20 protein-coding genes are annotated in these 26,861 nt (G+C 72.9%); 14 read left to right on the forward strand and 6 right to left on the reverse strand.

Annotated features, from left to right (window positions below; all coding sequences use genetic code 11):
* The first annotated feature begins 118 nt into the window (after window positions 1–118).
* The 10 genes from OHB56_RS03885 to rfbC all read left to right on the forward strand — a co-directional run bounded on the left by OHB56_RS03885 (window position 119) and on the right by rfbC (window position 11,509).
* Entirely contained in the window at window positions 119–484 is a 366-nt protein-coding gene (locus OHB56_RS03885) for a nuclear transport factor 2 family protein (RefSeq protein ID WP_055595320.1), read from the forward strand.
* Between the two features lie 253 nt (window positions 485–737).
* Window positions 738–1,214 (forward strand): (2Fe-2S)-binding protein, encoded by a 477-nt coding sequence (locus OHB56_RS03890; protein ID WP_326756519.1) that lies wholly within the window; start codon window positions 738–740, stop codon window positions 1,212–1,214.
* A complete protein-coding gene (locus tag OHB56_RS03895; RefSeq protein WP_326756518.1) occupies window positions 1,211–3,595 on the forward strand; it encodes a xanthine dehydrogenase family protein molybdopterin-binding subunit in 2,385 nt (794 codons plus the stop codon). The genes OHB56_RS03890 and OHB56_RS03895 overlap by 4 nt, the downstream gene beginning before the upstream one ends.
* Window positions 3,592–4,446, forward strand: a complete 855-nt coding sequence (locus tag OHB56_RS03900) for a xanthine dehydrogenase family protein subunit M (protein ID WP_326756517.1) — start codon at window positions 3,592–3,594, stop codon at window positions 4,444–4,446. Before OHB56_RS03895 ends, OHB56_RS03900 begins: the two co-directional genes overlap by 4 nt.
* A 140-nt stretch (window positions 4,447–4,586) precedes the next feature.
* A complete protein-coding gene (locus OHB56_RS03905; RefSeq protein ID WP_055595324.1) occupies window positions 4,587–5,444 on the forward strand; it encodes a MoxR family ATPase in 858 nt (285 codons plus the stop codon).
* Window positions 5,445–5,449: 5 nt separating this feature from the next.
* Window positions 5,450–6,745, forward strand: a complete 1,296-nt coding sequence (locus tag OHB56_RS03910; protein WP_406351614.1) for a vWA domain-containing protein — start codon at window positions 5,450–5,452, stop codon at window positions 6,743–6,745.
* Window positions 6,738–7,847: an XdhC family protein gene (locus OHB56_RS03915; RefSeq protein ID WP_326756515.1), complete on the forward strand. Its 1,110-nt coding sequence runs from the start codon at window positions 6,738–6,740 to the stop codon at window positions 7,845–7,847. The genes OHB56_RS03910 and OHB56_RS03915 overlap by 8 nt, the downstream gene beginning before the upstream one ends.
* An 88-nt stretch (window positions 7,848–7,935) precedes the next feature.
* Window positions 7,936–8,601, forward strand: coding sequence for an SRPBCC family protein (locus tag OHB56_RS03920; RefSeq protein ID WP_326756514.1), 666 nt, complete (start codon window positions 7,936–7,938; stop codon window positions 8,599–8,601).
* Window positions 8,602–8,959: 358 nt separating this feature from the next.
* Window positions 8,960–10,897, forward strand: coding sequence for a glycosyltransferase family 2 protein (locus OHB56_RS03925; protein ID WP_406351617.1), 1,938 nt, complete (start codon window positions 8,960–8,962; stop codon window positions 10,895–10,897).
* Window positions 10,898–10,900: 3 nt separating this feature from the next.
* Entirely contained in the window at window positions 10,901–11,509 is a 609-nt protein-coding gene (rfbC, locus tag OHB56_RS03930; RefSeq protein WP_406351619.1) for a dTDP-4-dehydrorhamnose 3,5-epimerase, read from the forward strand.
* On the opposite strand, the gene OHB56_RS03935 is transcribed toward rfbC, so the two are convergent.
* The 6 genes from OHB56_RS03935 to OHB56_RS03960 form a co-directional block, all read right to left on the reverse strand.
* On the reverse strand, window positions 11,499–12,302 hold the full coding sequence (locus OHB56_RS03935; RefSeq protein ID WP_406351621.1) for a class I SAM-dependent methyltransferase: 804 nt from the start codon (window positions 12,300–12,302) through the stop codon (window positions 11,499–11,501). The genes rfbC and OHB56_RS03935 overlap by 11 nt on opposite strands.
* Window positions 12,299–13,177: a dTDP-4-dehydrorhamnose reductase gene (gene rfbD / locus OHB56_RS03940; protein ID WP_326756511.1), complete on the reverse strand. Its 879-nt coding sequence runs from the start codon at window positions 13,175–13,177 to the stop codon at window positions 12,299–12,301. Before rfbD ends, OHB56_RS03935 begins: the two co-directional genes overlap by 4 nt.
* A complete protein-coding gene (gene rfbB, locus OHB56_RS03945; RefSeq protein ID WP_326756510.1) occupies window positions 13,174–14,163 on the reverse strand; it encodes a dTDP-glucose 4,6-dehydratase in 990 nt (329 codons plus the stop codon). The genes rfbD and rfbB overlap by 4 nt, the downstream gene beginning before the upstream one ends.
* Entirely contained in the window at window positions 14,160–15,227 is a 1,068-nt protein-coding gene (locus tag OHB56_RS03950; protein ID WP_326756509.1) for a glucose-1-phosphate thymidylyltransferase, read from the reverse strand. The genes rfbB and OHB56_RS03950 overlap by 4 nt, the downstream gene beginning before the upstream one ends.
* A 351-nt stretch (window positions 15,228–15,578) precedes the next feature.
* Window positions 15,579–18,020, reverse strand: coding sequence for a SpoIIE family protein phosphatase (locus OHB56_RS03955; RefSeq protein ID WP_406351623.1), 2,442 nt, complete (start codon window positions 18,018–18,020; stop codon window positions 15,579–15,581).
* 609 nt (window positions 18,021–18,629) lie between these two features.
* Window positions 18,630–19,964 carry a S1 family peptidase gene (locus tag OHB56_RS03960; protein WP_326756507.1) on the reverse strand — a complete coding sequence of 445 codons (1,335 nt, stop codon included), beginning with the start codon at window positions 19,962–19,964 and terminating at the stop codon, window positions 18,630–18,632.
* A gap of 638 nt (window positions 19,965–20,602) precedes the next feature.
* On the opposite strand from OHB56_RS03960, the gene OHB56_RS03965 reads away from it, so the two are divergent.
* From OHB56_RS03965 to OHB56_RS03980, 4 genes are all read left to right on the forward strand, one after another.
* Entirely contained in the window at window positions 20,603–20,818 is a 216-nt protein-coding gene (locus OHB56_RS03965) for a type A2 lantipeptide (protein WP_326756506.1), read from the forward strand.
* A gap of 161 nt (window positions 20,819–20,979) precedes the next feature.
* Window positions 20,980–21,786, forward strand: a complete 807-nt coding sequence (locus OHB56_RS03970) for an HlyD family efflux transporter periplasmic adaptor subunit (RefSeq protein WP_406351625.1) — start codon at window positions 20,980–20,982, stop codon at window positions 21,784–21,786.
* Entirely contained in the window at window positions 21,783–24,008 is a 2,226-nt protein-coding gene (locus tag OHB56_RS03975) for an NHLP family bacteriocin export ABC transporter peptidase/permease/ATPase subunit (protein WP_326756504.1), read from the forward strand. The genes OHB56_RS03970 and OHB56_RS03975 overlap by 4 nt, the downstream gene beginning before the upstream one ends.
* Before the next feature lies 1 nt (window position 24,009).
* Window positions 24,010–26,838, forward strand: a complete 2,829-nt coding sequence (locus OHB56_RS03980; protein WP_326756503.1) for an NHLP bacteriocin export ABC transporter permease/ATPase subunit — start codon at window positions 24,010–24,012, stop codon at window positions 26,836–26,838.
* The last annotated feature ends 23 nt before the right edge of the window (window positions 26,839–26,861 follow it).

The raw sequence follows: 26,861 nt of genomic DNA on the forward strand, positions 1-26,861 counted from the left end.
CGGGGCGAGCGGAGCGGGCGGGCCGGGCTTGCCGTACCCATCGGGCGGGAGGAGGCTCGTAGGTGAGGCCCGGCGTGGCCCGCTCCGGACCGGGCCGAGGCCCTCGAAGGAGGTCATCATGGCAACCTCGGCAGCACCTCGCTTCGGCACCGACGCATTGCGCCGAGGGCTCGAGTCCCCGACGGCCGCCCCCCTGACGGCGCTCTACGCGGACGACGCCGAGCTGCGCATCGTGGACCGCAACACCCAGCCCAGCCACCCCATGGTCCTGCACGGCCGGGACGAGATCTCCGCCATGCTCGACGACGTCTACAGCCGTGACATGACCCACCGGCTGGAGCGGTGCGTCGTCCAGGACGACCAGGCCGCCTTCAGCGAGACCTGTGTGTACCCGGACGGGGTGCGGGTGTACGCGGAGTCGATGGTCTCGCTGCGGGACGGAAGGATCACCGAGCAGACGATGATCCAGGCCTGGGACGAGTGAGCGGTCCGGTTCGGCCGGACGCCAAGGAGCACAGGACACGGCCGGGCTCCCGCCCTCCGGTCATGGAGCGCGGGTGCGGGTGACGACACACACGGAATCATGTCATGCACGCGCTGAACAAGCGCAACCGATCAACGCTCGGCAGTTCCGCGCCGCACCGCTCGCCGTCCCACGGGACCGGCCCTAGAGTGACCTGCGTCACCCCAAGGTCCGCCGACACTCCGTATCCGCCCGCACGGTCTCTGGAGGGCACATGGCTCGCATCTCGGTGAAAGTGGACGGCACGGCGTACGAGGACGAGGTGGAACCCCGTCTGCTGCTGGTTCATTATCTGCGCGACCGGCTCGGTCTGACCGGCACCCCGGTCGGCTGCGACACCTCGAGCTGCGGCGCCTGCACGGTCGAACTGGACGGCGCGAGCGTGAAGAGCTGCTCGGTGCTGGCCGTCCAGGCCGACGGCGGCGAGGTGACCACCGTCCAAGGGCTGGCCCGGGACGGCGAGTGGACGCCGCTGCAACGGGCCTTCCACGAGCAGCACGCACTGCAGTGCGGCTACTGCACCCCCGGGATGATCATGGCAGCGCGTGATCTGCTGCGCGAGAACCCGGATCCCGACGCGGACGAGGTGCGCGAGGCGCTCGAGGGCAACATGTGCCGCTGCACCGGTTACCAGAACATCGTCCGCGCGGTGCTCGCCGCTGCCGCCGCATCGGAGGAGGTCACGGCATGACGGATCAGAGCACCGACCGGGACACCGAGCGTGAGGTGGGCCGGAGCCGGCTCCGCAAGGAGGACGCCCGGCTGGTCACCGGGCAGACCAACTGGACCGACAACATCTCCGTCACCGGTCTGCTGCACATCGCGTTCCTGCGCAGCCCCATGGCGCACGCCCGCATCGAGCGGGTCGACGTCTCCCCCGCCCTCGAACGCCCCGGCGTGGTCGCCGCGTTCAGCGGCCGTGACCTGGCCGAGGGGCTCGGTTCGCTGCCCTGCGCCTGGCCGGTCACCGAGGACATCGTGCTGCCGGACCATCCGCCGGTCGCGGTCGACGAGGTGCGGCACGCGGGCGACCCGGTGGCGGTCGTGGTGGCCCGCGACCGGTACGCGGCGGCCGACGCGCTGGAGGCGGTCGAGGTCGACTACGAGCCGCTGCCCCCGGTGCTCGACCTGGAGGCGGCGCTCGCCGAGGACGCTCCGCTGGTCCACGCGGACAAGGGCACCAACCGCAGCTACGTGTGGCCGCTGAAGACGGGCGAGGACTACGAGGCGGTCAAGCGGCGTGCCGACGTGGTCGTCAGCCGCCGCTTCCACCAGCAGCGGCTGATCGCGAACGCGATGGAGCCGCGCGCGGTCGTCGTCACCCCGCTCGCCGCCTCCGGCGAATACACGGTCTACTCGGCGACCCAGGTCCCGCACATCCTGCGGGTGATGCTGGCGACGGTCACGGGGATCCCCGAGCAGAAACTGCGGGTGATCGCCCCGGACGTGGGCGGCGGGTTCGGCTCCAAACTCCAGGTGTACGGCGAGGAGGCCGTCGCGCTGGAGGTGGCCCGGCGGCTGGGCCGCCCGGTGAAGTGGACCGAGTCGCGTTCCGAGGGCTATCTGGCCACCCACCACGGCCGCGGCATGATCCAGGACATCGAGGTCGCCGCCACCGGCGAGGGCAGGCTCCTGGGCCTGAAGGTCGAGCTGCTCGCCGACATGGGCGCCTATCTGATGCTGGTCACGCCCGGCATCCCGATCCTCGGCGCGTTCATGTACCCGGCGATCTACAAGATGGACGCCTACGACTTCACCTGTACGGGTGTGTTCACGACGAAGACGCCGACGGACGCGTACCGCGGCGCCGGGCGCCCGGAGGCCACGTTCGCCATCGAGCGGATCATGGACGAGCTGGCGGCCGAGCTCGGCCTCGACCCGGTCGAGGTGCGACGCCGGAACTGGATCCGGCACGAGGAGTTCCCGTACGACTCGATCGCGGGTCTGACGTACGACAGCGGCAACTACGAGGCGGCCACCGAGAAGGCGCTCGCGCTGTTCGGGTACGACGACCTGCGCGCCGAGCAGCAGAAACGCAACGAGCGCGGCGACACCGTACGGCTCGGCATCGGCGTCTCGACGTACACGGAGATGTGCGGGCTCGCCCCGAGCCGGGTGCTGCGGGACCTGCGGTACGCGGCCGGCGGCTGGGAGGCGGCGAGCATCCGCATGCTGCCCACCGGCAAGGTCGAGGTGGTCACCGGCACCAGCCCGCACGGGCAGGGACACGTGACGAGCTGGAGCCAGATCGCCGCCGACGTGCTGGGCGTGCCGTTCGAGGACATCGAGGTGGTGCACGGCGACACCAGGGCGGCCCCGCAGGGCATGGACACGTACGGCTCGCGGTCGCTGGTGGTCGGCGGGTCGGCGGTGCACCACGCGGCCGAGAAGGTGGTGGAGAAGGCCCGAAAGGTCGCCGCGCACCTGCTGGAGGCGAACGAGAACGACCTGGACTTCACCGACGGTGTGTTCACCGTCAAGGGCTCGCCCGAGGCGCGGAAGACGATCCAGGAGATCGCGTTCGAGACGTTCACCTCGCACGACGTGCCGGACGGCATGGAGCCCACCATCAACGCCGAGTACTTGGTCGACCCGGAGAACTTCTCGTACCCGCACGGCACCCACCTGTGCGCCGTCGAGGTCGACACGGAGACCGGGCGGACCCGGATCCGCTCCTATGTCTGCGTCGACGACGTGGGCCGGGTGATCAACCCGGTGATCGTGGAGGGCCAGGTGCACGGCGGCCTCGCCCAGGGCATCGCGCAGGCGCTGTACGAGGAGGCCGTGTACGACGACGAGGGCAACCTGGTCACGGGCACGATGGCCGACTACCTGGTCCCGGTGGCCGGTGATCTGCCGGAGTTCGTCACGGAGCGGACCGAGACGCCGGCGACCTCCAACCCGCTGGGCGTCAAGGGCGTCGGCGAGGCGGGGACGATCGCCTCGACGCCCGCCGTGGTCGGCGCGGTCGTGGACGCGCTGCGGCCGCTCGGGGTGAACGACGTGACGATGCCGTGCACGCCCGAGCGGGTGTGGCGGGCAGTGCACTCGGCGAAGGAGGCCTCCGCATGATCCCCCCGGCATTCGACTACGCCCGGCCCACCAGCCTCGACGAGGCGCTGCGCGTGCTCGCCGACGGCGGTGAGGACGCGAAGGTGCTGGCCGGCGGGCAGAGCCTGCTGCCGCTGCTCAGGCTGCGGATGGCCTTCCCGGAACTGGTGGTGGACGTCGGCCGCGTCCCCGGGCTGCGCGGGGTGCGCGAGGACGGCGACACGCTCGTCATCGGCGCGATGACCACGCACCACGAGGTCGTCCGCGACCCGCTGGTGCGCCGGCACGCGGGGCTGCTGGCCGCCGTCACCCGCACGGTCGCCGACCCGGCCGTACGGCACCGGGGCACCTTCGGCGGCTCGCTGGCGCACGCGGACCCGGCGGCGGACCTGCCCGCGGCGGTGCTCGCCATGGACGGTGAGCTGGTCGTCGCGGGTCCCGGCGGCCGGCGCACGGTCCCGGCCCGTGAGTTCTTCGTGAACTATCTGGAGACGGTGCTGGAGCCCGACGAGTTGCTGGTCGAGGTGCGGGTGCCGAAGGCGGACGGCTGGGGCTTCCACTACGAGAAGTTCCACCGGGTGGCGCAGTCCTACGCGATCGTCGGTGTGGCGGCGCTGGTGCGCCGCGACAACGGGCGGATCGCCGAGGCGCGGGTCGGGCTGGTCAACATGGGCGCGACCCCGCTGCGGGCCACGGCGGCCGAGCGGGCCCTGGCCGGCTGCGACGACACGCAGGCCGTGGCGCGGGCCGCGCGGTCGGCGGCGGAGGGCACCCAGCCGCCCCGGGACACCTCGGGTTCGCCCGAGTACCGGACTCACCTGGCGCAGGTGCTCACCCGGCGGGCGGTGCTGACCGCGGCCGGAATGGGGTGAGGCCGATCAGCGGCGCAGTGGGGAGCGACGGGCCGGGGCCCGGCGGACCGGGCGGGGCGGCTGCCGGGCCGGGCCCGGCAGCGGGCGGACCGGACCCGGCAGCGGGCGGGCCGGACCGGGCTGCTTCCGGGCCGGAGGAGGTGCGGGCCCGTCTGGAGGCGACGGGGTATCTGGTCGACGACGGCCTGGCCATGGCCTGCTTCCTCGCCCTGAAGCTGCACCGGCCGGTGTTCTGCGAGGGCGACCCGGGCGTCGGCAAGACCGCGCTGGCGACCGCCCTCGCCGAGGCACTGGACGCGCCGCTGATCCGGCTCCAGTGCCACGAGGGCATCGACGCCTCCCAGGCCCTCTACGACTGGGACTTCCCCCGTCAGCTGCTGCATCTGCGGGCCGCCGAGGCGACCGGGATCACGGACGCCGACCGGCTGGAGGGCGAGCTGTACGACCGCCGCTTCCTGATCGCCCGGCCCCTGCTGCGCGCCCTTCAGACGCAGCCGTGCGTGCTGCTCGTCGACGAGATCGACCGGGCCGACGACGAGTTCGAGGCGTTCCTGCTGGAGCTGCTGTCGGAGTTCTCGGTGACGATCCCGGAGCTGGGCACCGTACGGGCCGAGGTGCCCCCGGTGGTCGTGCTGACGTCGAACCGCACCCGGGAGGTGCACGACGCGCTCAAGCGGCGCTGTCTGTACCACTGGTTCGGCCATCCGGACTTCGCCCGCGAGCTGGCCATCGTCCGGCGCCGGCTGCCCGGGGTGTCGGCGCGGCTGGCCGAGCAGGTGACCGCGCTGGTGCAGGCGCTGCGCACGCAGGACCTGCTCAAACCGCCGGGGGTGGCCGAGACGATCGACTGGGCGCAGGCCCTGGACGCGCTCGGGGCGAGCGAGGTCGACGCGGACCTCGCCGTCGCGACGCTGGGGTCGGCGCTGAAGTACCGGGAGGACACCGAGCGGGCGCGTGGACTCGACCTGGCGGCGGTACTCGCCGCACGAGGGACGTGACGGACATGGCAGGCGTGGCGGATGTGACCGGTGGGGCTGCGCGGGGACGCCCGGCGCCGGGCGAAGAGCGGGACCCGCGGAACGGCGGCGTGCGGGCGGAGGACGTGCGGGCCGGTGACCCGCCCGAAGCGGTCGCGGTGCTTCTCGGGTTCGCCCGCGCCCTGCGCGCGGCGGGCGCCGACGCGAGCGCGGAGCGGGTGCACGCGTTCCTGCGCGCGGTGGACGCCCTGCGGCCCGGGGCGCGGACGGACGTGTACTGGGCGGGGCGGCTGACACTGTGCGCCGGACCGGACGACCTGGAGCGGTACGACCGGGTCTTCGCCGCGTACTTCGGCACCGGCGAGCCCGGCGGACCACCGGCACCGGCCGCTCCCCGCCCGAGGCAGCGGCTCGTGGTGCGCGACGCCGCGGGCCGCCGTGCGGGCGGCACGGAGAAGGAGCATCCGGGGCCGCCCCTGGCCACGCGGGCCAGTTCCACCGAGACGCTCCGCCACCGCGACCTCGCGGACCTGGCCGCCGCCGAGCGGGAGCAGGTGCGGCGGCTGCTGGCGGCGCTGGCACCGCGCGGCGAGGTCCGGCGCACGGCACGGCGACGGCCCGCCCGGCGCGGGGACGTGGATCCGCACCGGACCGTGCGGGAGCTGCTGCGGCAGGGCGGCGAACCGGCCCGGCTGCGGCGCCGGGTCCGGGCCGAACGGCCACGCCGTCTGGTGTTGCTCGTCGACGTCAGCGGGTCGATGGCGCCGTACGCGGACGCGCTGCTGCGCTTCGCGCACGCCGCCGTACGGGGCCGGACGGCGGAGGTGTTCACGATCGGCACCCGGCTGACCCGGGTGACCCGGGAGCTGTCCCACCGGGACCCCGGCCCGGCCCTGAGCGCGGCCTGGGCCGCGGTGCCCGACTGGCGTGGCGGGACCAGGCTCGGTGTGCTGCTGCGGGAGTTCCTCGACCGCTGGGGGCAGCGGGGCATGGCCCGCGGCGCCGTGGTGGTGCTGCTGTCGGACGGCTGGGAACGCGGCGACCCCGAGCTCCTCGCGGCCCAGATGCGCCGCCTGCACCGGCTGGCCCACCGGGTGATCTGGGCCAATCCGCTCAAGGCACGTCCCGGTTACGCCCCGCTGGCGGCGGGGATGGCGGCGGCGCTGCCGAGCGTGGACGCGTTCGTCGAGGGCCACAGCCTGGCCGCCCTGGAGAACCTGGCGGCGGTGGTACGGGGTGCCCCGCCCGACCGGGCCTCCCCCGGCCGGGTCGCCGCATCCGCCCCGGCCGCCCTCCCCGGGGAAGGAACCCGCCGTGCGTGACATCCTCCCGGCGCTCACCGGCTGGTACGCCGCGGGCCGGCCGTTCGGCCTCGCCACCGTGGTCGGCGCGAGCCGCAGCACACCGCGTGATCCGGGCGCGGCGATGGCCGTGGGGCCGGACGACGAGGTGGTGGGCAGTGTGTCCGGTGGGTGCGTCGAGGGCGCGGTGTTCGAACTGGCCCGGGAGGTCGTCGGTGACGGCGAAGCCCGGCTGGAGACCTTCGGCTACAGCGACGACGACGCCTTCGCGGTCGGCCTGACCTGCGGCGGCGAGATCACCCTGCTCGTGCGCCCGGTGACGCCGGAGCGGGACCCGGCGTTCGGCGCCGTCGCGGAGTCGGTCGCCGCGGGCGAGCCGGTGACCGTGGCGACGGTGACCGACGGTCCCGCGCCGCGCGGGGCCACGCTGGCCGTGTGGCGGGGCCGGCTGGCGGGCACCCTGGGGACGACCGGCCTGGACGCGGCGGTCACCGCCGACGCGCGCGGCGAACTCGCCCTCGGCGCCACGGGGCTGCGCCACTACGGGCCCCGGGGGCAGCGCCGGGAGGACGCGGTGAGTGTGTTCCTGCAGTCCTTCGCGCCGCCGCCGCGCATGCTGGTCTTCGGGGCGATCGACTACGCGGCGGCCGTGGCCCGGATCGGCGCCTTCCTCGGCTACCGGGTCACCGTCTGCGACGCCCGCCCCGTGTTCGCCACGCCCCGCCGCTTCCCGGAGGGCGTCGAGGTGGTCGTGGACTGGCCGCACCGGTATCTGCAGGGCACGGAGACCGACGAGCGCACGGTGATCTGCGTCCTCACCCACGACCCGAAGTTCGATGTGCCGCTGCTCCTGGAGGCACTGCGCCGGCCGGCCGCCTACATCGGCGCGATGGGCAGTCGCCGCACCCACACGGACCGGAGGGACCGGCTGGTCGAGGCCGGGCTCACCGGGGACGAGCTGTCCCGGCTGCGCTCACCGGTCGGGCTCGACCTCGGGGCCCGTACGCCCGAGGAGGTGGCGGTGTCGGTGGCCGCCGAGATCGTCGCGCTGCGCTGGGGCGGCACGGGCGCACCGCTGTCCGCGACCGAGGGAGCGGTCCATCCGCCCGTGCCCACGCCCTGAACGCCCTTGAGCCGCCCGGGCCCGGTCGAGCCCTCGGCCCCTGTCCCCTTCCCTGGTCACCCGAGAACCGAACCGCGAGGTGGAAGACATGGAACTGCATCACGAGTTCACCGTTCCCGTCCCGGTCGACGACGCCTGGCCGGCGCTCCTCGACATCGAACGGGTCGCGCCGTGCCTGCCGGGGGCCACCGTCGAGGAGTACGACGGCAAGACGGTGACCGGCTCGGTCAAGGTCAAGGTGGGTCCGGTCACCGTGACCTACCGGGGCACGGCCGTCTTCGAGGAACGGGACGAGACGGCCCACCGGATGGTGCTGGTCGCCAGCGGCCGGGAGACCAGGGGCCAGGGCACCGCGCGGGCGACCGTCACGGCGACGCTCGGCGAGCAGGACGGCGGCACGGCGGTGTCGGTGCGTACCGACCTGACGGTGACCGGGCGGCCGGCGCAGTTCGGTCGCGGGGTGCTGGCGGAGGTCGGCGAGCGGATCATCGGCCGGTTCGCCGCCTGCCTCTCCGAACAGCTGACGCGGCCGCCCGGCACGGCCGGAGAGACCGGGGCGGCCGATACGTCGGAGGCGGCTGTCGCGACGGGTGCGCCGCAGGCCGTCCGGCGTGCCGAGGCCCCGCCGGAGGAGCCCCTCGACCTGCTGCGCACCGCCGGTCTGCCGGTCGCCAAGCGGGCCGCCGCGGCGCTTGCGGGCGCCGTCGTCCTGGGCCTGCTGGTCGCACGGATCCGCAGGCGGCGCCGCACCTGACATCAGGGTCGACAAATAGATATAAAAGGTATGTGTGAACCGTGCCGGTGCGGGTAATCGGCCCCGTATACCTCCGAACGCGGAAGGAGGTCCGTGAAAAGCGCATCTACTCGCAGTGTCCGGGCCGCTTCCACCGACACGAAGCGGTCCGGTCCTCCGAGCGTCGGCCCTTCAAGAGCTGATCACTCCTCACATACCCTTTTCCGTACGCCGATCGACCCGGCGTGCGAAGGGCGATCACGGCACGGTCTCGACGGCGTTTGAAAGGCGGGACCGGGGTGGCCACGGGGTTACGATCGGGCAACGCGCACCAAGCCGCCCGTTCGACGGCAAGCGACCCGAAGGGCCACACATCCAGATGCCGGTCAAGGTCAGCGTCATCGTCCCCGTGTACAACCCGGGGACCTACATCGAGGACTGCGTCTCCTCGCTGCGACGGCAGTCCCTGCCTCCCGAGGAGTACGAGGCGATCTTCGTCGACGACGGCTCCACCGACGGGACTCCCGCACGGCTCGACCGGCTGGCCGCCGAGGACCCCCGGATGCGGGTGATCCACCAGGAGAACTCCGGCTGGTCCGGCAAGCCGCGCAACGTCGGGATCGCCGCCGCCCGAGGCGAGTTCGTGATGTTCGTCGACAACGACGACTACCTGGGCGACGAGGCCCTGGAGCGGATGTACGCGTACGGGGTGGCCAACGGCGCGGACGTCGTCGTGGGCAAGATGGCCGGCAAGAACCGCAGTGTGCCGGTGGAACTGTTCCGCCGCAACCATCCGCGGGCCACGGTGGAGAACGCTCCGCTGATCGACAGCCTCACCCCGCACAAGATGTTCCGCCGGGCGTTCCTCGACGAGATCGGGCTGCGGTTCCCCGAGGGACGGCGGCGCCTGGAGGACCACGTCTTCGTCACCGAGGCGTACCTGCGCGCGGCCAACGTCTCCGTCCTCAGCGACTACGTCTGCTATTACCACATCCGGCGCGACGACGCCTCCAACGCCGGTTTCCAGCGCTTCGACCCGGTGGGCTACTTCACCAACCTCCGCGAGGCGCTCGACGTGGTCGAGCGCTACACAGAGCCCGGCCCGGTGCGTGACCGGCTGTTCCGCCGCTGGCTGCGGGTGGAGATGGTGGAACGGCTGCGCGCCAAGCGGCTGCTGGGCCTGCCGGACGACTACCGCAGGGAGTTGTTCGGGGAGATCCACAAGGTGGTGGTCGAGCGGTTCGGGCCCGCCGTCGCGGCCGGGCTGCAGCCGACGCAGCAGGTCGTCGCCTCGCTGACGGCGGCGGACCGTTACGACGACGTGGTGGCGCTCGCCGAGTGGGAGGCGGGGGTCGTGCCGGCCGCGGCGCCCACGAGCGTGGAGTGGGAGGGCGGTTCGCTGCGCCTCGGCTTCACCGCCGAATACGCCTCCGGGGGCGCGCCGATGACGTTCCCCGCCGCTGCCGACCGTGCCCCGCTGACCGATACGCCGAAGAACGTGGAGGAGGCGGTGGCGTGGATCGGCACGGAGACCGTGGCCCGCTTCGACCAGGCCACCGCCGATCTGCTGCTGCGTGAACGCGCCAGCTCCGCCCAGTACTTCCAGCCCGTGGAGTTCACCCGGGAGACGGTTGCGGTCGACGGCGGGGAGCGGGTGCGGCTGGTGCTGCGGGCCACGGCCACGGTCGACCCGGCCGTGCTGCCGGGGGACGGGGCCTGGGACGCCGTCGTGCGGCTCAAGCTGGGCGGCTGGACCAAGGAGTGCCGCCTGGGTCCGGCCCCGCGCGCCACCCGCCCGGAACCGTACGCGGGAGTGACGGCGGGCCGGGCGGTCCTGCCGTACTGGACGGAGCCGCACGGCAACCTCTCCCTGGACGTCGGGGTGAAGGGCAGACGGCTCGGCCTCGGACAGGTGCGGCGGCCGGACGTCTCGGTGTCCGGGACGCGCCTGCACGCCCGGATCCCGCTGCACACGGCGGACGGCACTGCGGTGCGGCTCCGGTTCGCCTCCGCGGGCCGGACCCTGTACGCGCCGGGCGCGCTGACGGCCGAGCCGGAACGGCCGGGGTCGCGGCTGGGGGCGACGCTGCCCTCGGGTCTTCCCCGCGGTGTCTGGCGGGTGGCGCTCTGTCTGGACCCGGAGGCCGCCGAACCGCGGTTCGGCGGGCTGCCGTTCGCGCTCCGCGTCGGCCGGGGCGGGGTGCTGGTGGTGCAGGTTCCGCGCCCCGGTACCGGGGAGAAACTGCTGCGCAGGGCGCGGCGGGCGCTCGGCGCCGCCCGTGCGAGGGTGGCGCCGCTGATCAAGGGGAGGTGGTGACCGGTGCGCGCACTGGACCTGGAGGGTGCCTGGGTACTGGAGCCCAAGGTGTTCCCGGACGACCGGGGCAGTTTCCACGAGTGGTTCCGCGGTGAGGAGTTCCGCGAGGCGACGGGGTACGACCTGTCGCTGGCGCAGGCCAACTGCTCGGTGTCGCGCCGCGGCGTGCTGCGCGGGGTGCATTTCGCGGACGTGCCGCCCGGCCAGGCCAAGTACGTGACCTGTGTGCGCGGCGCGGTGCTCGACGTGGTGGTGGACCTGCGGGTGGGGTCACCGGCGTACGGGAGCTGGGAGGCCGTGCGGCTGGACGACGACAGCCGGCACGCGGTGTTCCTCGCCGAGGGACTGGGGCACGCCTTCATGGCGCTCACCGACGACGCGACGGTGGTGTACCTGTGCTCGACGGGTTACGCGCCGGGCCGCGAGCACGGGGTGCACCCGCTGGACCCGGCCCTGGGCATCGAGTGGCCGCAGGGCATCGACCCGGTGCTGTCGCCGAAGGACGGGCAGGCGCCGACGCTGGCCGAGGCGGAGCGCCTCGGCCAGCTGCCGTCGTACGAGGCCTGCCGCGCACGCTACGAGGAGCTGCGCGGCAGGGGGCTCAGCGGCTGACGCCGACCTGGTCGAGCGCGCGGCGCAGGGGCTCCCAGCCCAGGCGCCGCGGCAGACCGCGGTTGCGGGCCTGGGTGAGCGGACGCCAGAAACCGGCCTCGATCAGCGCCTCGGGGGACACCGCGCCGGCCCGCTCCAGGATCGTCTCGGGCACCTTCTGCGGGTCGGGCACCTTGTACTCGGCCATGATCTCGTCGTACTTGTCGTGCAGCACGGTGTTGTCCGGGTCCGCGCCGAAGACCACGAGCTGGCCGGTGGGCTGGGTGTCGACGAGAACCGTCACCAGATCGGGGCGGTAGCGCGCCAGCACCTCGGTGATCTTGTAGACGTCGCCGGTCCAGGCCGTGGTGTGGCGGTCCCGGGCGGCCTCGTCGACGCTGCGCGGCAGCATGTCGTCCAGGACGATCACACTGGACCAGTCGGAGTGCTTCTCGACGTTCATGAAGTCGCGCAGGGCGTATTCGAACAGGTGCATGCCGTCGATGAAGGACAGGTCGAGCGTGGTGCGCCGCCAGTGTCCGATGGGGCTGCGGCCGCGGCGGAGGTTGCGCAGCGGGTGCCGACCGCCCTTGAGGTGGGCCAGCGGGTTGTCGCGGGCGAAGAAGTCGTCACTGGTGGCCTTGACCAGGTGGACGTCGCACTTCAGTTCCGAGACGACCTTGAAGGCGGGGTCGACCGCGATGCTGGGGACGCGTGACAGGCGCAGGCTGCGGCCGTCGTTGACGCCGATCTCCAGGTAGTTGCGGTTGGCGCTGGCCTTGTGCAGTGCGCGCAGGAACTCATGGCGTTTCACGAAGGGGGACTCTCCTTGCGGATGCGGGGCAGTGCTTCGTGCAGGGCGACGCGCCAGTCACGCGGTGCCGGCAGGCCGATGTCCTGCCAGCGGTCGTGCGCGAGGACGCTGTACGCGGGGCGCGGTGCGGGCCGGGGAAAGGCCGCTCCGGTGGTGGGCCGCACCCGGTCGGGGTCGGCGCCGATCAGCCGGAACACCTCCCGGGCCAGGTCGTACCAGGTGGCCTCGCCGGAGCTGGTGGCGTGCAGGACGCCGTGCACGTCGTCGCCGACGCGGGGACCGAGGTCGGCCATGCGGGCGGCGACGTCCGCGCTCCAGGTGGGCTGCCCGCGCTGGTCGTCGACGACGTCGACGGTGGGGCGGCGGGCCTCGAGACCGATCATCGTCCGCACGAAGCTGGTGCCGTGGACTCCGTACAGCCAGGCGGTGCGCACGACGGCGCTCGCGCCGGGCAGCTCCTCCAGCACGGCGCGCTCGCCGGCCAGCTTGGAGCGGCCGTAGGCGGTGCGCGGGGCGGTCGGATGGTCCTCGGGATAGGGGGTGGCGCGGGCGTCGCCGGAGAAGACGTAGTCGGTGGAGACGTGGATCAGCCGGGCGCCGTGCGCGGCGCAGGCGCGGGCCAGCAGGCGCGGTCCGTCGCCGTTGACCAGGGTGGCGCGCTCCTCGTCGGTCTCGGCGTCGTCGACGGCGGTGTACGCGGCGCAGTTGACCACGATGCCGGGGCGGTGCTCGGACAGCGCGCGCTCGACGGCCTCGGCCCGGGTGATGTCGAGGGCGGCCCGGTCGAGGCCGGTCACCTGCTCGCCGCGCCGGGTCAGTTCGTCGACGGTGTCCCGGCCGAGCATCCCGCCCGCTCCGGTGACCAGCCATTTCATGGCTTTCCTCCGCTGACGCGCTGCTTGAGCGGCTCCCACCAGGCACGGTTGTCGCGGTACCAGGCGACGGTCTCGGCGAGGCCGGTGGTGAAGTCGTGGCGGGGGCGGTAGCCGAGTTCGTCGCGGGCCTTGGTCCAGTCGACGGAGTAGCGCAGGTCGTGGCCCTTGCGGTCCTCGACGTGCTCGACCCGGTCCCACCCGGCGCCGCAGGCTTCGAGGAGGAGGCCGGTGAGGTCCTTGTTGGTGAGTTCGGTGCCGCCGCCGAGGTTGTAGACCTCGCCGGCCCTGCCCCGGGTCCGCACGAGGTCGATGCCGACGCAGTGGTCGTCGACGTACAGCCAGTCGCGGACGTTGAGGCCGTCGCCGTAGAGCGGGACCTTCGCTCCGTCGAAAAGGTGGGTGACGAAGAGCGGGATCACCTTCTCGGGGAACTGGTGCGGGCCGTAGTTGTTGGAGCAGCGGGTGACGCGGACGTCCAGGCCGTGGGTGCGGTGGTAGGCGAGGGCGAGCAGGTCGGAGGAGGCCTTGGAGGCGGAGTACGGGGAGCTGGGTTCGAGCGGGTACGCCTCGGTCGCCGAGCCCGACGCGATCGACCCGTAGACCTCGTCGGTGGAGACGTGCACGAAGGTGTCCACGCCGTGGCGCAGGGCGGCGTCGAGGAGGACCTGGGTGCCGAGCACGTTGGTGAGGACGAAGTCGGAGGCGGTGAGGATGGAGCGGTCGACGTGCGACTCGGCGGCGAAGTGGACCACTTGGTCCGCCTCGGCGGTCAGTTTGCCGACGAGATCGGCGTCACGGATGTCGCCGTGGACGAACTCCAGCCGGGGGTGGTCGAGTTCGAGGTTGTCGAGGGTGCCGGCGTAGGTGAGCGCGTCCAGCACCGTGATCCTCGGCGCGTCGGCGGCGTCGGGCGCGTCGGCGGCGAGCAGCGTACGGACGTAGCGGGAGCCGATGAAGCCGGCGGCTCCGGTGACGAGGAGGTTCATGTGTGGATCTGCACCTTGCTGTGGTCTCCGAGGACGAATCGGTGGGCGCTGGGGACGCTGGGTGCCGGGGTCACCTCGACGTGGCGGCCGATCAGTGAGGACTCGATGCGGCGGACGCCGTCGATCGAGGAGTCCCGCAGCACGATGGAGAACTCGAGTTCGCTGTCGGTGATCCGGCAGTTCTCCGCGACGGAGGTGAAGGGTCCGACGTAGGAGTCGCCGACGACCGTGCCGGCGCCGATGACGGCGGGGCCGACGATGCGCGAGTTGCTGATGCGGGCCCCTTCCTCGATCACCACCCGGCCGATGGTCTCGGAGGCTTCGTCCACCTCGCCGTCGATCCGGCGCTCGATCCCTTCGAGGACCGACCGGTTGACCTCCAGCATGTCGACGACGTTGCCGGTGTCCTTCCAGTAGCCGTGGATGACCGTGCAGCGCACGTCGGCGCGGAAGTCGATCAGGTGCTGGATGGCGTGGGTGATCTCGAGTTCGCCGCGCCAGGAGGGCTTGACGGCGCGCACCGCGTCGTGGATGGCGGGGGTGAACAGGTAGACGCCGACCAGGGCGAGGTCGCTCTTGGGACGCTCGGGTTTCTCCTCGAGGCCGATCACCTGTCCGCTCGCGTCGAGCTCGGCGACGCCGAAGGAGCGGGGGTCGGCGACGTGGGTGAGCAGGATCTGGGCGTCGGGCCGGTGCCGGCGGAACTCGTCGACGAGTCCGGTGATGCCGCCGACGATGAAGTTGTCGCCGAGGTACATCACGAAGTCGTCGTCCCCGAGCCAGTCGCGGGCGATCAGCACGGCGTGGGCCAGCCCCAGGGGCCGTTCCTGGGGGATGTAGGTGATGCGCAGGCCGAACTTCGATCCGTCGCCCACCGCGTTCTCGATCTCCTCGGCCGTGTCGCCGACGATCATTCCGACGTCGGTGATGCCGGCGTCCGCGATCGATTCCAACCCGTAGAAGAGCACGGGCTTGTTGGCCACGGGGACCAACTGTTTCGCCGAGGTGTGGGTGATCGGCCTCAGCCGGGTGCCGGCGCCGCCGGACAGCACGAGAGCCTTCATCTGCCTCACCATAGTGGTGCGCGGCACGGGGAACATCACTTGTTTTAACGGTTCATTATGAAATCCCCGACGAGACTCGTCCAGGCACGGTGTTTTCGGCCGATGACCACTGATTCGTGCCGCGCGGGGGCGCCCGGCCCGTCCGTCGGGCGCGTCGGCCCGTCCGTCGGGCCCGTACGTCAACGCCCTTGCGCGGGCGCCGGGTTCCCTCGGTGCGGTCCGGGCGGGGCGGGTACGGAGACGGACCGGGCCGGTGGCGGGCCCGGGACCGGGACGCGCACACCGCGGCATGTCACCCGAAGGGATGACAGTCGTGTCGGGAGTGTCGTCGACGGCCGGAACCGCGCCTGCTCACCGGTGCGTGCCGAGTTCCGCCCACACCTGTTTGCCGCCGCTGACCGGCACCGTCCCCCAGGCCGCCGACAGGGCCTCGACGAGCAGGATGCCGCGGCCGCCGGTGGCCTCCCAGCCGATGCTGTTCGGCTTGGCGGGACTGCGGGGCGATGCGTCGGCGACCGCGAGGCGGAGCCGGTCGCCGACGAGGGTGAGGTCGAGGCGGACCTGCCCCTCGGTGTGCACGAGCGCGTTGGTGACCAGTTCGGAGACGACGAGCAGGGCGGTGTCGAGGTCCTCGCCCACGCCCCAGGAGCGCAGGGTGCGCCGGGTGAAGCGGCGGGCGTGGCCGACGGCCTGCGGCACCCGCCACACCGTCCAGGTCTCCCGCAGCGGGCGCAGGGTCATGCCCTCGTAGCGCATCAGCAGCAGGGCGACGTCGTCACTGCGCGGGGCCCTGCCGAGCAGGCCGTCGGCGACCAGCCCCAGGTCGGCCGGGTCGGCGGCGGCCAGCCGGCGGGCGAGGTGGTCCATGCCCTCGTCGATGTCGGCCTCGACGGACTCGACCAGGCCGTCCGTGGTGAGCGCGACCACCGTGCCGGGCCGCAGCCTCAGGGGGCTCATCGGGAAGTCGGCCCGGGCCACGACGCCGAGCGGTGGTCCGCCCTCCGACTCCGCGATCTCGGTACTGCCGTCCGGATGGCGCAGCACCGGCGGCAGATGTCCGGCGCGTACGCACCAGCCGGAGCCCTGTTCCAGGTCGATCTCGACGTAGCAGCAGGTGGCGAAGAGGTCGCTCTCCATGTCCACGAGCAGCCGGTTGGCGTGCGACACCACCACGTCGGGTGTGTGCCCCTCGACGGCGTAGGCGCGCAGCGCGGTGCGCATCTGCCCCATGAGGGTGGCGGCGCCGGCGCTGTGGCCCTGGACGTCGCCGATGACCAGGGCGACGTGGTTGTCGGGCAGCGGGATCACGTCGTACCAGTCGCCGCCGAGTTCGAGGCCCGCGGTGCTGGGCAGATAGCGGGCGACGGCGACCGCGCCGGGCAGCCGGGGCAGTCGGCGCGGCAGCAGCTGGCGCTGGAGCATGCCGACCAGTTCGTGCTCGGCGTCGAAGGCACGGGCCCGCATGAGGGCCTGTCCGGCGAGACCGGCGGCGGCGGTGAGCAGGGCACGCTCGTCGGCGCCGAAGTGGTGCGGGGCGTCCCAGCCGATGAGGCAGGCGCCGGCCGTGCGGTTGCCGGCGGACAGCGGCAGCATGGCGAGACCGCCCGGCCCGACCTCGGCGAGGGAGGTCTCCAGGGCGCTGTCCGCGGACCAGATCCGGGCCCGGCCCTCGCGCAGGACGGCGGCGAGGGTGGGCATGGTGCGCACGGGCGCGTCGGGCCACTCGGCACGCCACAGGTCCGGCCAGGCGTCCGGTTCCGGCGGGTCGAGGACGGTGACGACGAGCCGGTCGCCCTCCAGTTCGGCGACCGCGATCCGGTCGGCTCTGAGCGGCCCGCGCAGGGCCGCGACCACGGCCTTGCCGACCTCGCGGACGGTGACCGCCGTGGCGAGTGCGGTGGCCAGGCGCTGCACCCGGGCCACGTCGGTGACGTCGGCGCGCAGTGTGGAGGCGTCGGCGACGGAGCCCACCAGGCGGGCCGGCCGGCCCTCCCCTCCCGGCAGCAGTCGGCCGCGCAGCCTGAGCCACTTCGGCGGGCCGGCGGGCTGCTCGACCCGGAAATCCAGCTCGCGCTCGCCGATGGTCATGTGGTCGGACTCGACGACCGACATCACGGAGGGCAGGTCCTCCGGCACCGTCAGGCCCATGAGGGTCTCGACGCGGCCGTCGAAGTCGTCCGGGCCGAGGCCGAAGAGGCCCAGGATGCCGTCGCCCACCCGGACCCGTCCGGTGTCCATGGCGAGGACGAAGGCATCCGGCGCCGGTTCGCCGTCACCGTCGGCCGTGGGCTGCCGCCCGGGGAGGGTGACCGCGTCGGCGACGAGACCGAGGCAGACGCGGTCGTCGGGGTCGAAGCCGCCGGGGCGCTCGCTGACGGCGAGCAGGCAGCCGCCGGCCCCGTGCTGCACGGGCAGGGCGGCGAGGGAGAAGTCGCGGGCCGGGACGCGCCGTGCCTGGGCCTGGGCGGCGAGTTCCTCGGGGCCGAGCCACACCGGACGGCCGCCGCGTACGGCCTCGGCGGCCGGGGAGTGCCCGGCGGCGGAATAGCTGTCCCGCACCCCGCACAGGGTCCGCGGTACACCGGCCGACTCCACCAGGCGCAGTTGCTCGCCGTCCTCACTGGGCGTGTACACGGCGACGAGGGCGGCGCCGGCGAAGACCAGGGCCTGTTCCAGGACCCTGCGCACCCGGTCCGGCGCTTCCGGCTCGGTGGTGATCGTCGCGAGGGCGCCTTCCGCGCGCAGCGTTCTCGTGCTGCGTCCCGCAGCGCCCTGACCGACCACGTTGGCCATTACAGCGCTTGTACGACACTTGCGCAGCCCCCTGCGGCATCACGCCTCCCTCCGGCGGGGCGGACAGCCGGCGGCGGGGCGATGCACGGCAGGGCTGCCGCGCTCGCCGTGCGCGACGCGCCCGAACGGGCCGCCGAGGAGAATCCGCCGCCTTCGGAGCCGGATCCGCCGGCCGCGCGGCCGGTGAGCGGCATGACCGGCTCGCTCGGCACGGTGGAGGCGGCGCGGATGAGGGCCCGGCTCCCGTACGGGCTGTGTTCGCTCGATCCGAACGGGCGGGTCGCCGGCACCGCCACGGCGCCACTGCTGGGCACTTCGGTCATCGCGGGTACCCGGACCCGTCGGTCGTGGAGGCGGTTCGACGGGATACCGATGTCCGGGCCGACCGCCGGCAGCCAGGTGCCGCGCGCCTCGGCCGTCGGCGTGCGGGACGCCTGCGCGGATCGGCGTGCCGCCGCCCCCGGTCCACCACGGTGTGCCGTGGTGGACCGGGGGCGGCGGTGGGCCCGGTCCGGCCGGCCCGCCTTCGGCCCGTCCTCGGCTGTGCCGGGGGGAGCGTTCAGGGCTGAGGGCAGGAACGCCGGGGGGCCGTCGGCGGGATCCGGTCGGTCAGTGGGTCTCGGTCAGGCCGTCGTCGCCCGCGCCGTCCTCGGCGCCCTGGCCGGCACCGTAACCGGTTCCGTCGTCCTGGCCCGCTTCCTCGCCGCCGACTTCGCCGGCCTGGTCGTCCGCACCGGCGTCCTCTCCTCCGGCCTCGCCGGCTCCGGCGTCCTCACCACCGGCCTCTTCGCCACCCGCCTGGTCGCCGGCTCCGGCGCCCGCGCCGGCCTCGCCGAGGGTCGCGCCGACCGCCGCCAGGGCGGTGGTGACCGGCTGGAAGAAGGTCTCGCCGCCGACGGTGCAGTCGCCGCTGCCGCCCGAGGTCAGACCGATCGCGAGGCCGTCCTGGGTGAACATCGAGCCGCCGCTGTCACCGGGCTCGGCACAGACGTCGGTCTGGATGAGACCGGTGACCGTGCCCTCCGGGTAGTTCACCGTGGCGTCGAGTCCGAGGACCTGGCCGTCGGCGAGCCCGGTGGTGCTTCCCATCCGGAACACCTCCTGACCGACGGTGGCTTCCGCGGCCTCGGTGATCTGGACCGTCTGGCCGCCCACGTCGACGTCGCTCGGCGCCTCGGTGGCCGGGTCGTCGTACCGGACGAGTGCGAAGTCGCCCTCGCCGGGGAAGACCGCCTGGTCGACGGTGGCGATCGGCTGACCGTTCTGCGCGTCGGACCACTCGTCGGCCGCGACCGCGCAGTGACCGGCGGTCAGGAAGGCGGGCGCGCCGTCGTCCGCGGTGACGTTGAAGCCGAGCGAGCAGCGTGCGCCGCCGGAGAAGATCGCGTCCCCGCCCGAGGCGAAGGTCCTGAACGTGCCCTCGGACTTCTTGATGGTCGCCATGCCGGAGCCGAGGCCCTGCACGGTGGACTCCAGTCTGTCCCACTTCTCGCCGGTCACCGTGGAGTCGGCGGTGACCAGGATCTTGTTGGTGCGCGGGTCGACGGCCCACGAGGTGCCGGGGATGGTGGCCTCGGTCTTCAGCGTCCGCTTGCCCTCGGCAAGTTCGGTCATGCTGTTGTCGACCTCGCGGACGGTCGCGCCCGCCTTCTTCGCCTGCACGATCACGTTGTTGTTGTCGCCGGGTACGACGTTGACGACGAGCTGCTGCTTGTCGCCGTCGTAGTAGGAGCCGGCGAACGCGTCGCCGAGGAGCCCGGCGAGCTGTGAGGCGAGGTCCGAGGCATCCGTCGCCTTGAGGGTCTTCGGCGCGGTCGCCGCGTCGCTCGACGCGCCGTCCTGTGACGCGTTGGCGTGGGGGAGCAGGATCACGGCGGCGCCGAGCGCCACCGCACCGCCCACCGCTATCGCGGCCTTGCGCTTCGGAATTCGCTTGTGACTCAAACTTCTCGACCTCCTGGGGGGACCGGAGTCGTGCCGCCGTCCGGCGGCTGTCGGGGGCGCCTGGATGGCTGTTGGTACGCACGGGTCCCGCCGGGCGTTCAAATCCATTTGCGGTCAACCGGTTTGGGACACGGAATCGGCCGACCGGCGCGTCCGGCCCGGCGTAGGGCGACCCTCCCGAAGGCGACACGCACCGCGACCGGACACGCACGTTCCGTCCCTCCCGGGATGCGGAATCCCGGCTTCGGCGAATCTGCACACCGAATGCCCAGCCCGGTCACCGGAGCCGGGAGCCCTCCACAAGCCGGCCGTCCCACTCATGCCTTTGGGGCCGTTGTGCCGGATTCCCTCTCGAGGGGTGCAACCCATAGGAGGGGGCGATGCGGTGACCCCTGTGAAGAAGTCGCCACCGGGCCGTCGCCCTGTCTGCACTCTTCGGCGTGACACGGCCACAAAGTGCCTGGTGAGGGGTTTGGCCGAGTGGAGGGCCGGAGCCGGGGCGTGCTTTGATCCATCGCACCGCAGGGCCGTTCCGGACACCCGGTGACGGGGGTCCGGCGCCCGCGGCCGCGGCCTTCGCTCTGTCCCCGGAAGGCCGCTCCCCCTTGTGACATATCCATACGAAGGGAAGTTCCATCATGAACTCCACCCCCCAGGTCGAGACCGTCGAGATCTCCGACTCCGAGCTCGACAACGTCTCCGGCGGCCTGTCCGTGAACGCCGTGAACACCCTCACGGGCTCGGTGGACGGCATCGCCCCGGTCTCCGGCCTGGTCGACACGGCCGTCGGCACCGCGGAGGGTGTGACCGGCCTGAACACCGCTCCGGTCACGAACCTGGTCGCCGGTCTCTGATCGCGCCCTTGTGCCGCCGAGCCCCGGAGCCGCCCCCCGGCTCCGGGGCTCGGCGTTTCCTCCGTCATGCCCCGCCGTCCTCGGCGGCCCTTCGCAGTCCGTCCCGATGCTCGCAGTCCGTCTCCGTTCTTCGCAGAGTTCACACAGGTGAGGGAAGAACCGTGCAGTTCCGCCAACAGGCCCTCGCCAAGCTCCAGTCGCCCGAGGAGCTCGACCTCCCGGTGCGCTTCGCCCGGCCGCAGGGCTGGCTCGTGCTCGCCGTGACCGTGGTCGCCATGGCCACCGCCTCGGTGTGGGCGGTGACCGGATCGGTGACCTCCACGGTGACCGCACCCGCCGTCCTGACGCACGGGCAGGGCAGTTACGTACTGCAGAGCCCGGTCGCCGGCCAGGTCACCGCGGTCCTCGTGAAGCAGGGCGAGCGGCTGCCCGCCGAATCCCCCGTCCTCGAAATCCGTACCGAGCGGGGTGACACGGTCGTCCGGACCCTCGACGCGGGCCGGGTCACCACGCTCGCCGCCGACGTCGGGCAGATCATCCGGACCGGCGCGGACGTCGCCGCCGTGGAGAAGGTCTCCGGGTCCGACGACCCGTTGTACGCGACGGTGTACGTCCCCGCCGAGAGCGCGGCCGGCATCCCCGCGCGCGCGGCCGTCGATCTCACCGTGCAGTCGGTGCCGAGCCAGGAGTACGGGGTGCTGCGCGGCAGAGTGAAGTCGGTGGACCGCGCCGGGCAGTCGGCCCGGCAGATCGCCGCCTTCCTCGGGGACGGTCAGCTGGGCGAACAGTTCACGGAGAAGGGCAGGCCGGTGGCCGTCACGGTCGAACTGGAGAAGTCGTCCGCCACGAAGAGCGGTTACACGTGGTCCTCGGCGGACGGCCCGCCGTTCCCGCTGACTTCGATGACCCTGGCCTCGGGCTCCGTCCGGTTGTCCGACGAACGCCCCGTCGACTGGCTGCTGCCATGACGACGAACCCTCAGGAGACCCGCGGCCGCCGGCGGGCCGCCCCGGCCCGGCGCAAGGTACCCAAGGCGCGCGGAGGGACCGTCCGGACACCCACCGTGCTCCAGATGGAGGCCGTGGAGTGCGGCGCCGCCTCGCTGGCGATGGTGCTCGGCCACTACGGCCGTCATGTCCCGCTGGAGGAGCTGCGGATCGCCTGCGGTGTCTCCCGGGACGGCTCCCGGGCCAGCAACCTGCTGAAGGCGGCCCGTGGTTACGGACTGACCGCCAAGGGCATGCAGATGGACCTGGCCGCTCTCGCCGAGATCACGGCGCCGGCCATCCTCTTCTGGGAGTTCAACCACTACGTCGTCTACGACGGCATGGGCCGCCGGTTCGGACGGCGCGGAGTGTTCGTCAACGACCCGGGCAAGGGCCGCCGCTTCGTGCCGCTGGAGGAGTTCGACGGCAGTTTCACCGGTGTCGTCCTGGTCCTGGAACCCGGGCCGCAGTTCACCCGGGGCGGCCGCAGGCCGGGCGTCCTCGGCGCGATGCCGGCCCGGCTGCGCGGCACCGCGGGGACGATGCCCGCGGTGGTGCTGTCGAGCCTGCTGCTGGTGGCGGTCGGCGCGACGGTCCCCGGGCTCAGCCGCACCTTCATCGACGAGTTCCTGATCGGCCGGCGGACATCGATGCTGGGCGTGCTGTTCACGTCGATGGGTGCCTGCGTCCTGCTCACCCTGGTGCTGACCTGGCTCCAGCAGGCCAATCTGCTGCGCGGCCGGATCATCTCCTCCACCCTGTCCAGCGCCCGCTTCCTGCGGCACCTGCTGCGGCTGCCGGTGACGTTCTTCGGCCAGCGCAGTCCGGCGGACCTGGTGCAGCGGCTGCAGTCCAACGACGCCGTGGCCGAGACGCTGTCCCGCGACCTCTCGGCGGCCGGCGTGGACGTGGTGGTGGTCGTGCTGTACGCGGTGCTGCTGTACACATACGACCCGCAACTGACCTTCGTCGGGGTCGGGGTGGCGCTGCTGAACGTCCTGGCGATGCGGATCGTCATCCGGCTGCGCGCGACCCGTACGGCGAAACTGCGCGCGGACACCGCGCGGCTCACCAACACGGCGTACACCGGTCTGCAGCTGATCGAGACGATGAAGGCGACCGGCGGCGAGGACGGCTACTTCCGCAAGTGGGCGGGACAGCACGCCACCACGCTGGAGGAGCAGCAGCGGCTCGGGGTGCCGACCGCCTGGCTCGGCGTGGTCGCGCCGACGCTCGCCACCCTGAACAGCGCGCTGATCCTGTGGATCGGCGGCATGCGGGCGGTCGAGGGGCACATCACGGTCGGTCTGCTGGTCGCCTTCCAGGCACTGGTCGCCCGGTTCACGGCACCGCTGACCCGGCTGAACGGGGTCGCGGGCCGCATCCAGGACTTCGCGGCCGACGTGGCCCGGCTGAAGGACGTGGAGAACTTCCGGGCCGACCCGCTCCACGACCGTGCCGGCGCCGGCGACTCGACGCGCCGGCTGCACGGGCATGTGGAGCTGCAGAACATCGCCTTCGGCTACAACCCGCTGGACAAGCCGCTGCTGACCGGTTTCGACCTGACGGTCGGCCCCGGCCGGCAGGTGGCACTGGTCGGCGGCTCCGGCAGCGGCAAGTCGACGGTGTCACGCCTGATCTCGGGGCTGTACGCGCCCTGGGAAGGAGTGATCCGGATCGACGACCGGCGCATCGAGGACATTCCGCGCGGGGCGCTGGCCGCTTCCGTGTCCTTCGTCGACCAGGACGTGTTCCTCTTCGAGGGCACCGTCCGCGACAACGTGGCGCTGTGGGACCCGTCGGTCCCGGACGAGGCGGTGGTGGAGGCGCTTCGGGACGCGGCCCTGTACGACGTGATCGCCCGCCGGCCCGGCGGCATCCACAGCCGGGTCGAGCAGGACGGCCGGAACTTCTCCGGCGGGCAGCGCCAGCGGCTGGAGATCGCGCGGGCGCTGGTGCGGCGGCCGAGCATCCTGGTCCTGGACGAGGTGACCAGCGCGCTGGACGCCGAGACCGAGCTGGTCGTGATGGACAACCTGCGCCGCCGCGGTTGTGCCTGTGTGGTGATCGCGCACCGGCTGAGCACGGTCCGGGACAGCGACGAGATCGTCGTCCTCGACCACGGCACGGTCGTGGAGCGCGGGCGGCACGAGGAACTGGTGGCGCGCGGTGGCGCGTACGCCGCACTGGTCAGGGAGCGCTGAGATGACGACGACCGTGCGGGAGGGGCACGGGGGCGACCTCGTGCTGGGCGCCCTCGGGGCGCTGGGCACCCGGGTGGACTGTGCCGGATTCGGCCGGCTGGACCTGACGGGGCCGCAGACTCTGTGGCTGATCGTCTCGGGCTCGGTGGACCTGTTCGCGGTCGACGCCGAGGAGCAGGGCCACTGGCACCATCTGGGCCGGCTGGAGGCGGGCTCGCTGCTGCTCGGTCCGGGGGCGGGGCCGCGGCACACGCTGGTGGCCCGCCCGCTGCGGGACTGCGTGGTGCACCGGATCGGCCTGCGCGAGCTGTACCAGGGGGCGGGCACTCAGACCTGGTCGTACGACGAGTACGGAACCCCGCAGTACGTCCCGCCGACGAGCAGCCCGCTGGAGTACGCCCTCGCCCTCGGTGTCGGCCGCAGTCTGTCGGTGCTGTTCCAGGCGCCGATGGCCACCGAGGGGACTGCCGCGCCCGGCGACGACGACGTGTTCTGGATGCAGGTGCCGCCGGGCAGTGTGCAGTACGGCTCGCTGTACGGGGCCGAGGCGGCGGCCGACCTGCTGATGGACCCCGCGTTGTGGCAGAGCCTGGTCGAGCAGCAGTACCGGCTGATGACCACGCTGGACCGCTGGATCGAGCAGCTCGAGCACACCCACGAGACGCGGACCGCGGAGGGCATCAGGGCCGGTGAGGCGGTCCGCGCCCAGGCCGACCGGACGCTGCTCGCCTCGATCGGCAAGCGGTCGTCGAAGGGGACGACCGCGGCCGACGCGGACGCCACGTACGCGGCCTGCAGGCTGGTCGCCGAGGCGGCCGGGATCCCGCTCGCCGAGCCGGCCCGGTCGGGCACCGGCGGCGACCGTCTCGATCCGGTCGAGCGGATCGCCCTCGCGTCCCGGCTGCGCACGCGCGCCGTACGGCTGGACGGCCACTGGTGGCGGGACGACGTCGGGCCGCTGGTGGGGCACCGGGCGTTGTCCGGGGCGCCGGTGGCGCTGCTGTGGCGGCGCGGCGGCTATGTCGCGGTGCATCCCGCGACGGGGCGCGAGACACCGGTGGAGAAGGCCAACGCCGCGGAGTTCGAGCCGCACGCGGTGATGTTCTACCGGCCGTTGCCCGAGCGGCGGCTCGGTCCGCTGCGGCTGATGCGGTTCTGCATGGCGGGCACCCGGGGCGATCTGACCGGGCTGCTGCTCAGCGGGCTGGTCACGGTGGTGCTCGGGGCCCTTGTGCCCCTCGCGACCGGGAAGGTGCTCGGTGAGTTCGTGCCGAAGGCGCAGACCGGGCTGATCGTGCAGGTGTGTCTCGCGGTGATCCTCAGCAGTGTGGTCGCCGCCGCCTTCATGCTGCTGCAGAACCTCACCCTGCTGCGGCTGGAGGGCCGGGTGGAGGCCACGCTCCAGCCCGCCGTGTGGGACAGGCTGCTGCGACTGCCGACGTCGTTCTTCACCGAACGTTCGACGGGCGAGCTGGCGAGCGCGGCCATGGGCATCAGCGCCATCCGCCGGCTGCTGGCCGGTGTCGGGCCGACGGTCGCCCAGTCCGTCACCGTCGGCGCGGTGAACCTGGGGCTGCTGCTGTGGTTCAGCGTGCCGATGGCCCTGGCCGCGATCGGGATGCTGCTCGCCGTCGCCGCGGTGTTCACGGGGCTCGGGCTGTGGCAGGTGCGGTGGCAGCGGCGCCTGGTGGTGCTCACCAACAAGCTGAACAACCAGGCCTTCCAGACGCTGCGCGGCCTGCCCAAGCTGCGGGTGGCGGCGGCGGAGAACTACGCGTACGGGGCGTGGGCGTCCGAGTTCGCCCGCAGCCGGGAGCTCCAGCAGAAGGCCGGCCGGATCAAGAATCTGACGGCGGTGCTGGGCGCGGTCTATCTGCCGCTGTGCACGCTGGCGATGTTCATGCTGCTGGCGGGTCCGGCGCGCGGTTCGATGACGGCGGCCGAGTTCCTCACCTTCAACACGTCGGTGACGATGGTGCTGACCTCGGTCACCCAGCTGACCGGCGCGTTCGTCTCCGGGGTGGCCGCGTTGCCGCTGTTCGAGCAGATCCGGCCGGTGCTGGACGCGACGCCCGAGGTGCGGGCGGCCAGTACCCGGCCGGGCCCGCTGAGCGGGGCGATCGAGGCGCGGCGGGTGTCCTTCCGGTACTCGGACGACGGTCCGCTGGTCCTGGACGACGTCTCCTTCGAGGTCCGGCCGGGCGAGTTCGTGGCGGTCGTCGGCCCCAGCGGCTGCGGCAAGTCCACGCTGCTGCGGCTGCTCATCGGCTTCGACCGGCCGCTGTCGGGGAGTGTGCTGTACGACGGTCAGGACCTGGCCGCGCTCGACCGGTCGGCGGTGCGCCGCCAGTGCGGGGTGGTGCTCCAGCACGCCCAGCCGTTCACCGGCTCCGTCCTGGACGTCATCTGCGGCACCGAGCCGTACACGCCCGAGGAGGCGATGGCGGCGGCCGAGATGGCGGGGCTCGCCGAGGACATCGAACGGATGCCGATGGGACTGCACACCATCGTCTCGGGCAGCGGCGCGGTCTCCGGCGGCCAGCGGCAGCGGCTGATGATCGCCCAGGCCCTGATCCGTCGGCCGCGCATCCTCTTCTTCGACGAGGCGACCAGCGCCCTGGACAACGAGACGCAGCGCACGGTGATCGAGAGCACCAAGGCGCTCCGGGCGACCCGGGTCGTCATCGCCCACCGGCTGTCCACCGTGATGGACGCGGACCGGGTGGTGGTGATGGAGGAGGGCAAGGTGGTCCAGCAGGGGTCGCCGGCCCGGCTGCTCGCCGACCCGGGCGGCCGGCTGCACGAGCTGGTGCGGCGTCAGCTGGCGTGACGCGGGCGGACACCGCGGCCACT

Source organism: Streptomyces sp. NBC_01635 (assembly GCF_045209715.1).
Classification (GTDB): domain Bacteria; phylum Actinomycetota; class Actinomycetes; order Streptomycetales; family Streptomycetaceae; genus Streptomyces; species Streptomyces hirsutus.

What these genes read in the sequence shown, in the direction of transcription:
- OHB56_RS03885 (WP_055595320.1), top strand. Translation starts at nt 119, where the DNA reads ATGGCAACCTCGGCAGCACCTCGCTTCGGCACCGACGCATTGCGCCGA.
- OHB56_RS03890 (WP_326756519.1), top strand. Translation starts at nt 738, where the DNA reads ATGGCTCGCATCTCGGTGAAAGTGGACGGCACGGCGTACGAGGACGAG.
- OHB56_RS03895 (WP_326756518.1), top strand. Translation starts at nt 1,211, where the DNA reads ATGACGGATCAGAGCACCGACCGGGACACCGAGCGTGAGGTGGGCCGG.
- OHB56_RS03900 (WP_326756517.1), top strand. Translation starts at nt 3,592, where the DNA reads ATGATCCCCCCGGCATTCGACTACGCCCGGCCCACCAGCCTCGACGAG.
- OHB56_RS03910 (WP_406351614.1), top strand. Translation starts at nt 5,450, where the DNA reads ATGGCAGGCGTGGCGGATGTGACCGGTGGGGCTGCGCGGGGACGCCCG.
- OHB56_RS03920 (WP_326756514.1), top strand. Translation starts at nt 7,936, where the DNA reads ATGGAACTGCATCACGAGTTCACCGTTCCCGTCCCGGTCGACGACGCC.
- OHB56_RS03925 (WP_406351617.1), top strand. Translation starts at nt 8,960, where the DNA reads ATGCCGGTCAAGGTCAGCGTCATCGTCCCCGTGTACAACCCGGGGACC.
- rfbD (WP_326756511.1), bottom strand. Translation starts at nt 13,177, where the DNA reads ATGAAATGGCTGGTCACCGGAGCGGGCGGGATGCTCGGCCGGGACACC.
- rfbB (WP_326756510.1), bottom strand. Translation starts at nt 14,163, where the DNA reads ATGAACCTCCTCGTCACCGGAGCCGCCGGCTTCATCGGCTCCCGCTAC.
- OHB56_RS03950 (WP_326756509.1), bottom strand. Translation starts at nt 15,227, where the DNA reads ATGAAGGCTCTCGTGCTGTCCGGCGGCGCCGGCACCCGGCTGAGGCCG.
- OHB56_RS03955 (WP_406351623.1), bottom strand. Translation starts at nt 18,020, where the DNA reads ATGGCCAACGTGGTCGGTCAGGGCGCTGCGGGACGCAGCACGAGAACG.
- OHB56_RS03965 (WP_326756506.1), top strand. Translation starts at nt 20,603, where the DNA reads ATGAACTCCACCCCCCAGGTCGAGACCGTCGAGATCTCCGACTCCGAG.
- OHB56_RS03975 (WP_326756504.1), top strand. Translation starts at nt 21,783, where the DNA reads ATGACGACGAACCCTCAGGAGACCCGCGGCCGCCGGCGGGCCGCCCCG.
- OHB56_RS03980 (WP_326756503.1), top strand. Translation starts at nt 24,010, where the DNA reads ATGACGACGACCGTGCGGGAGGGGCACGGGGGCGACCTCGTGCTGGGC.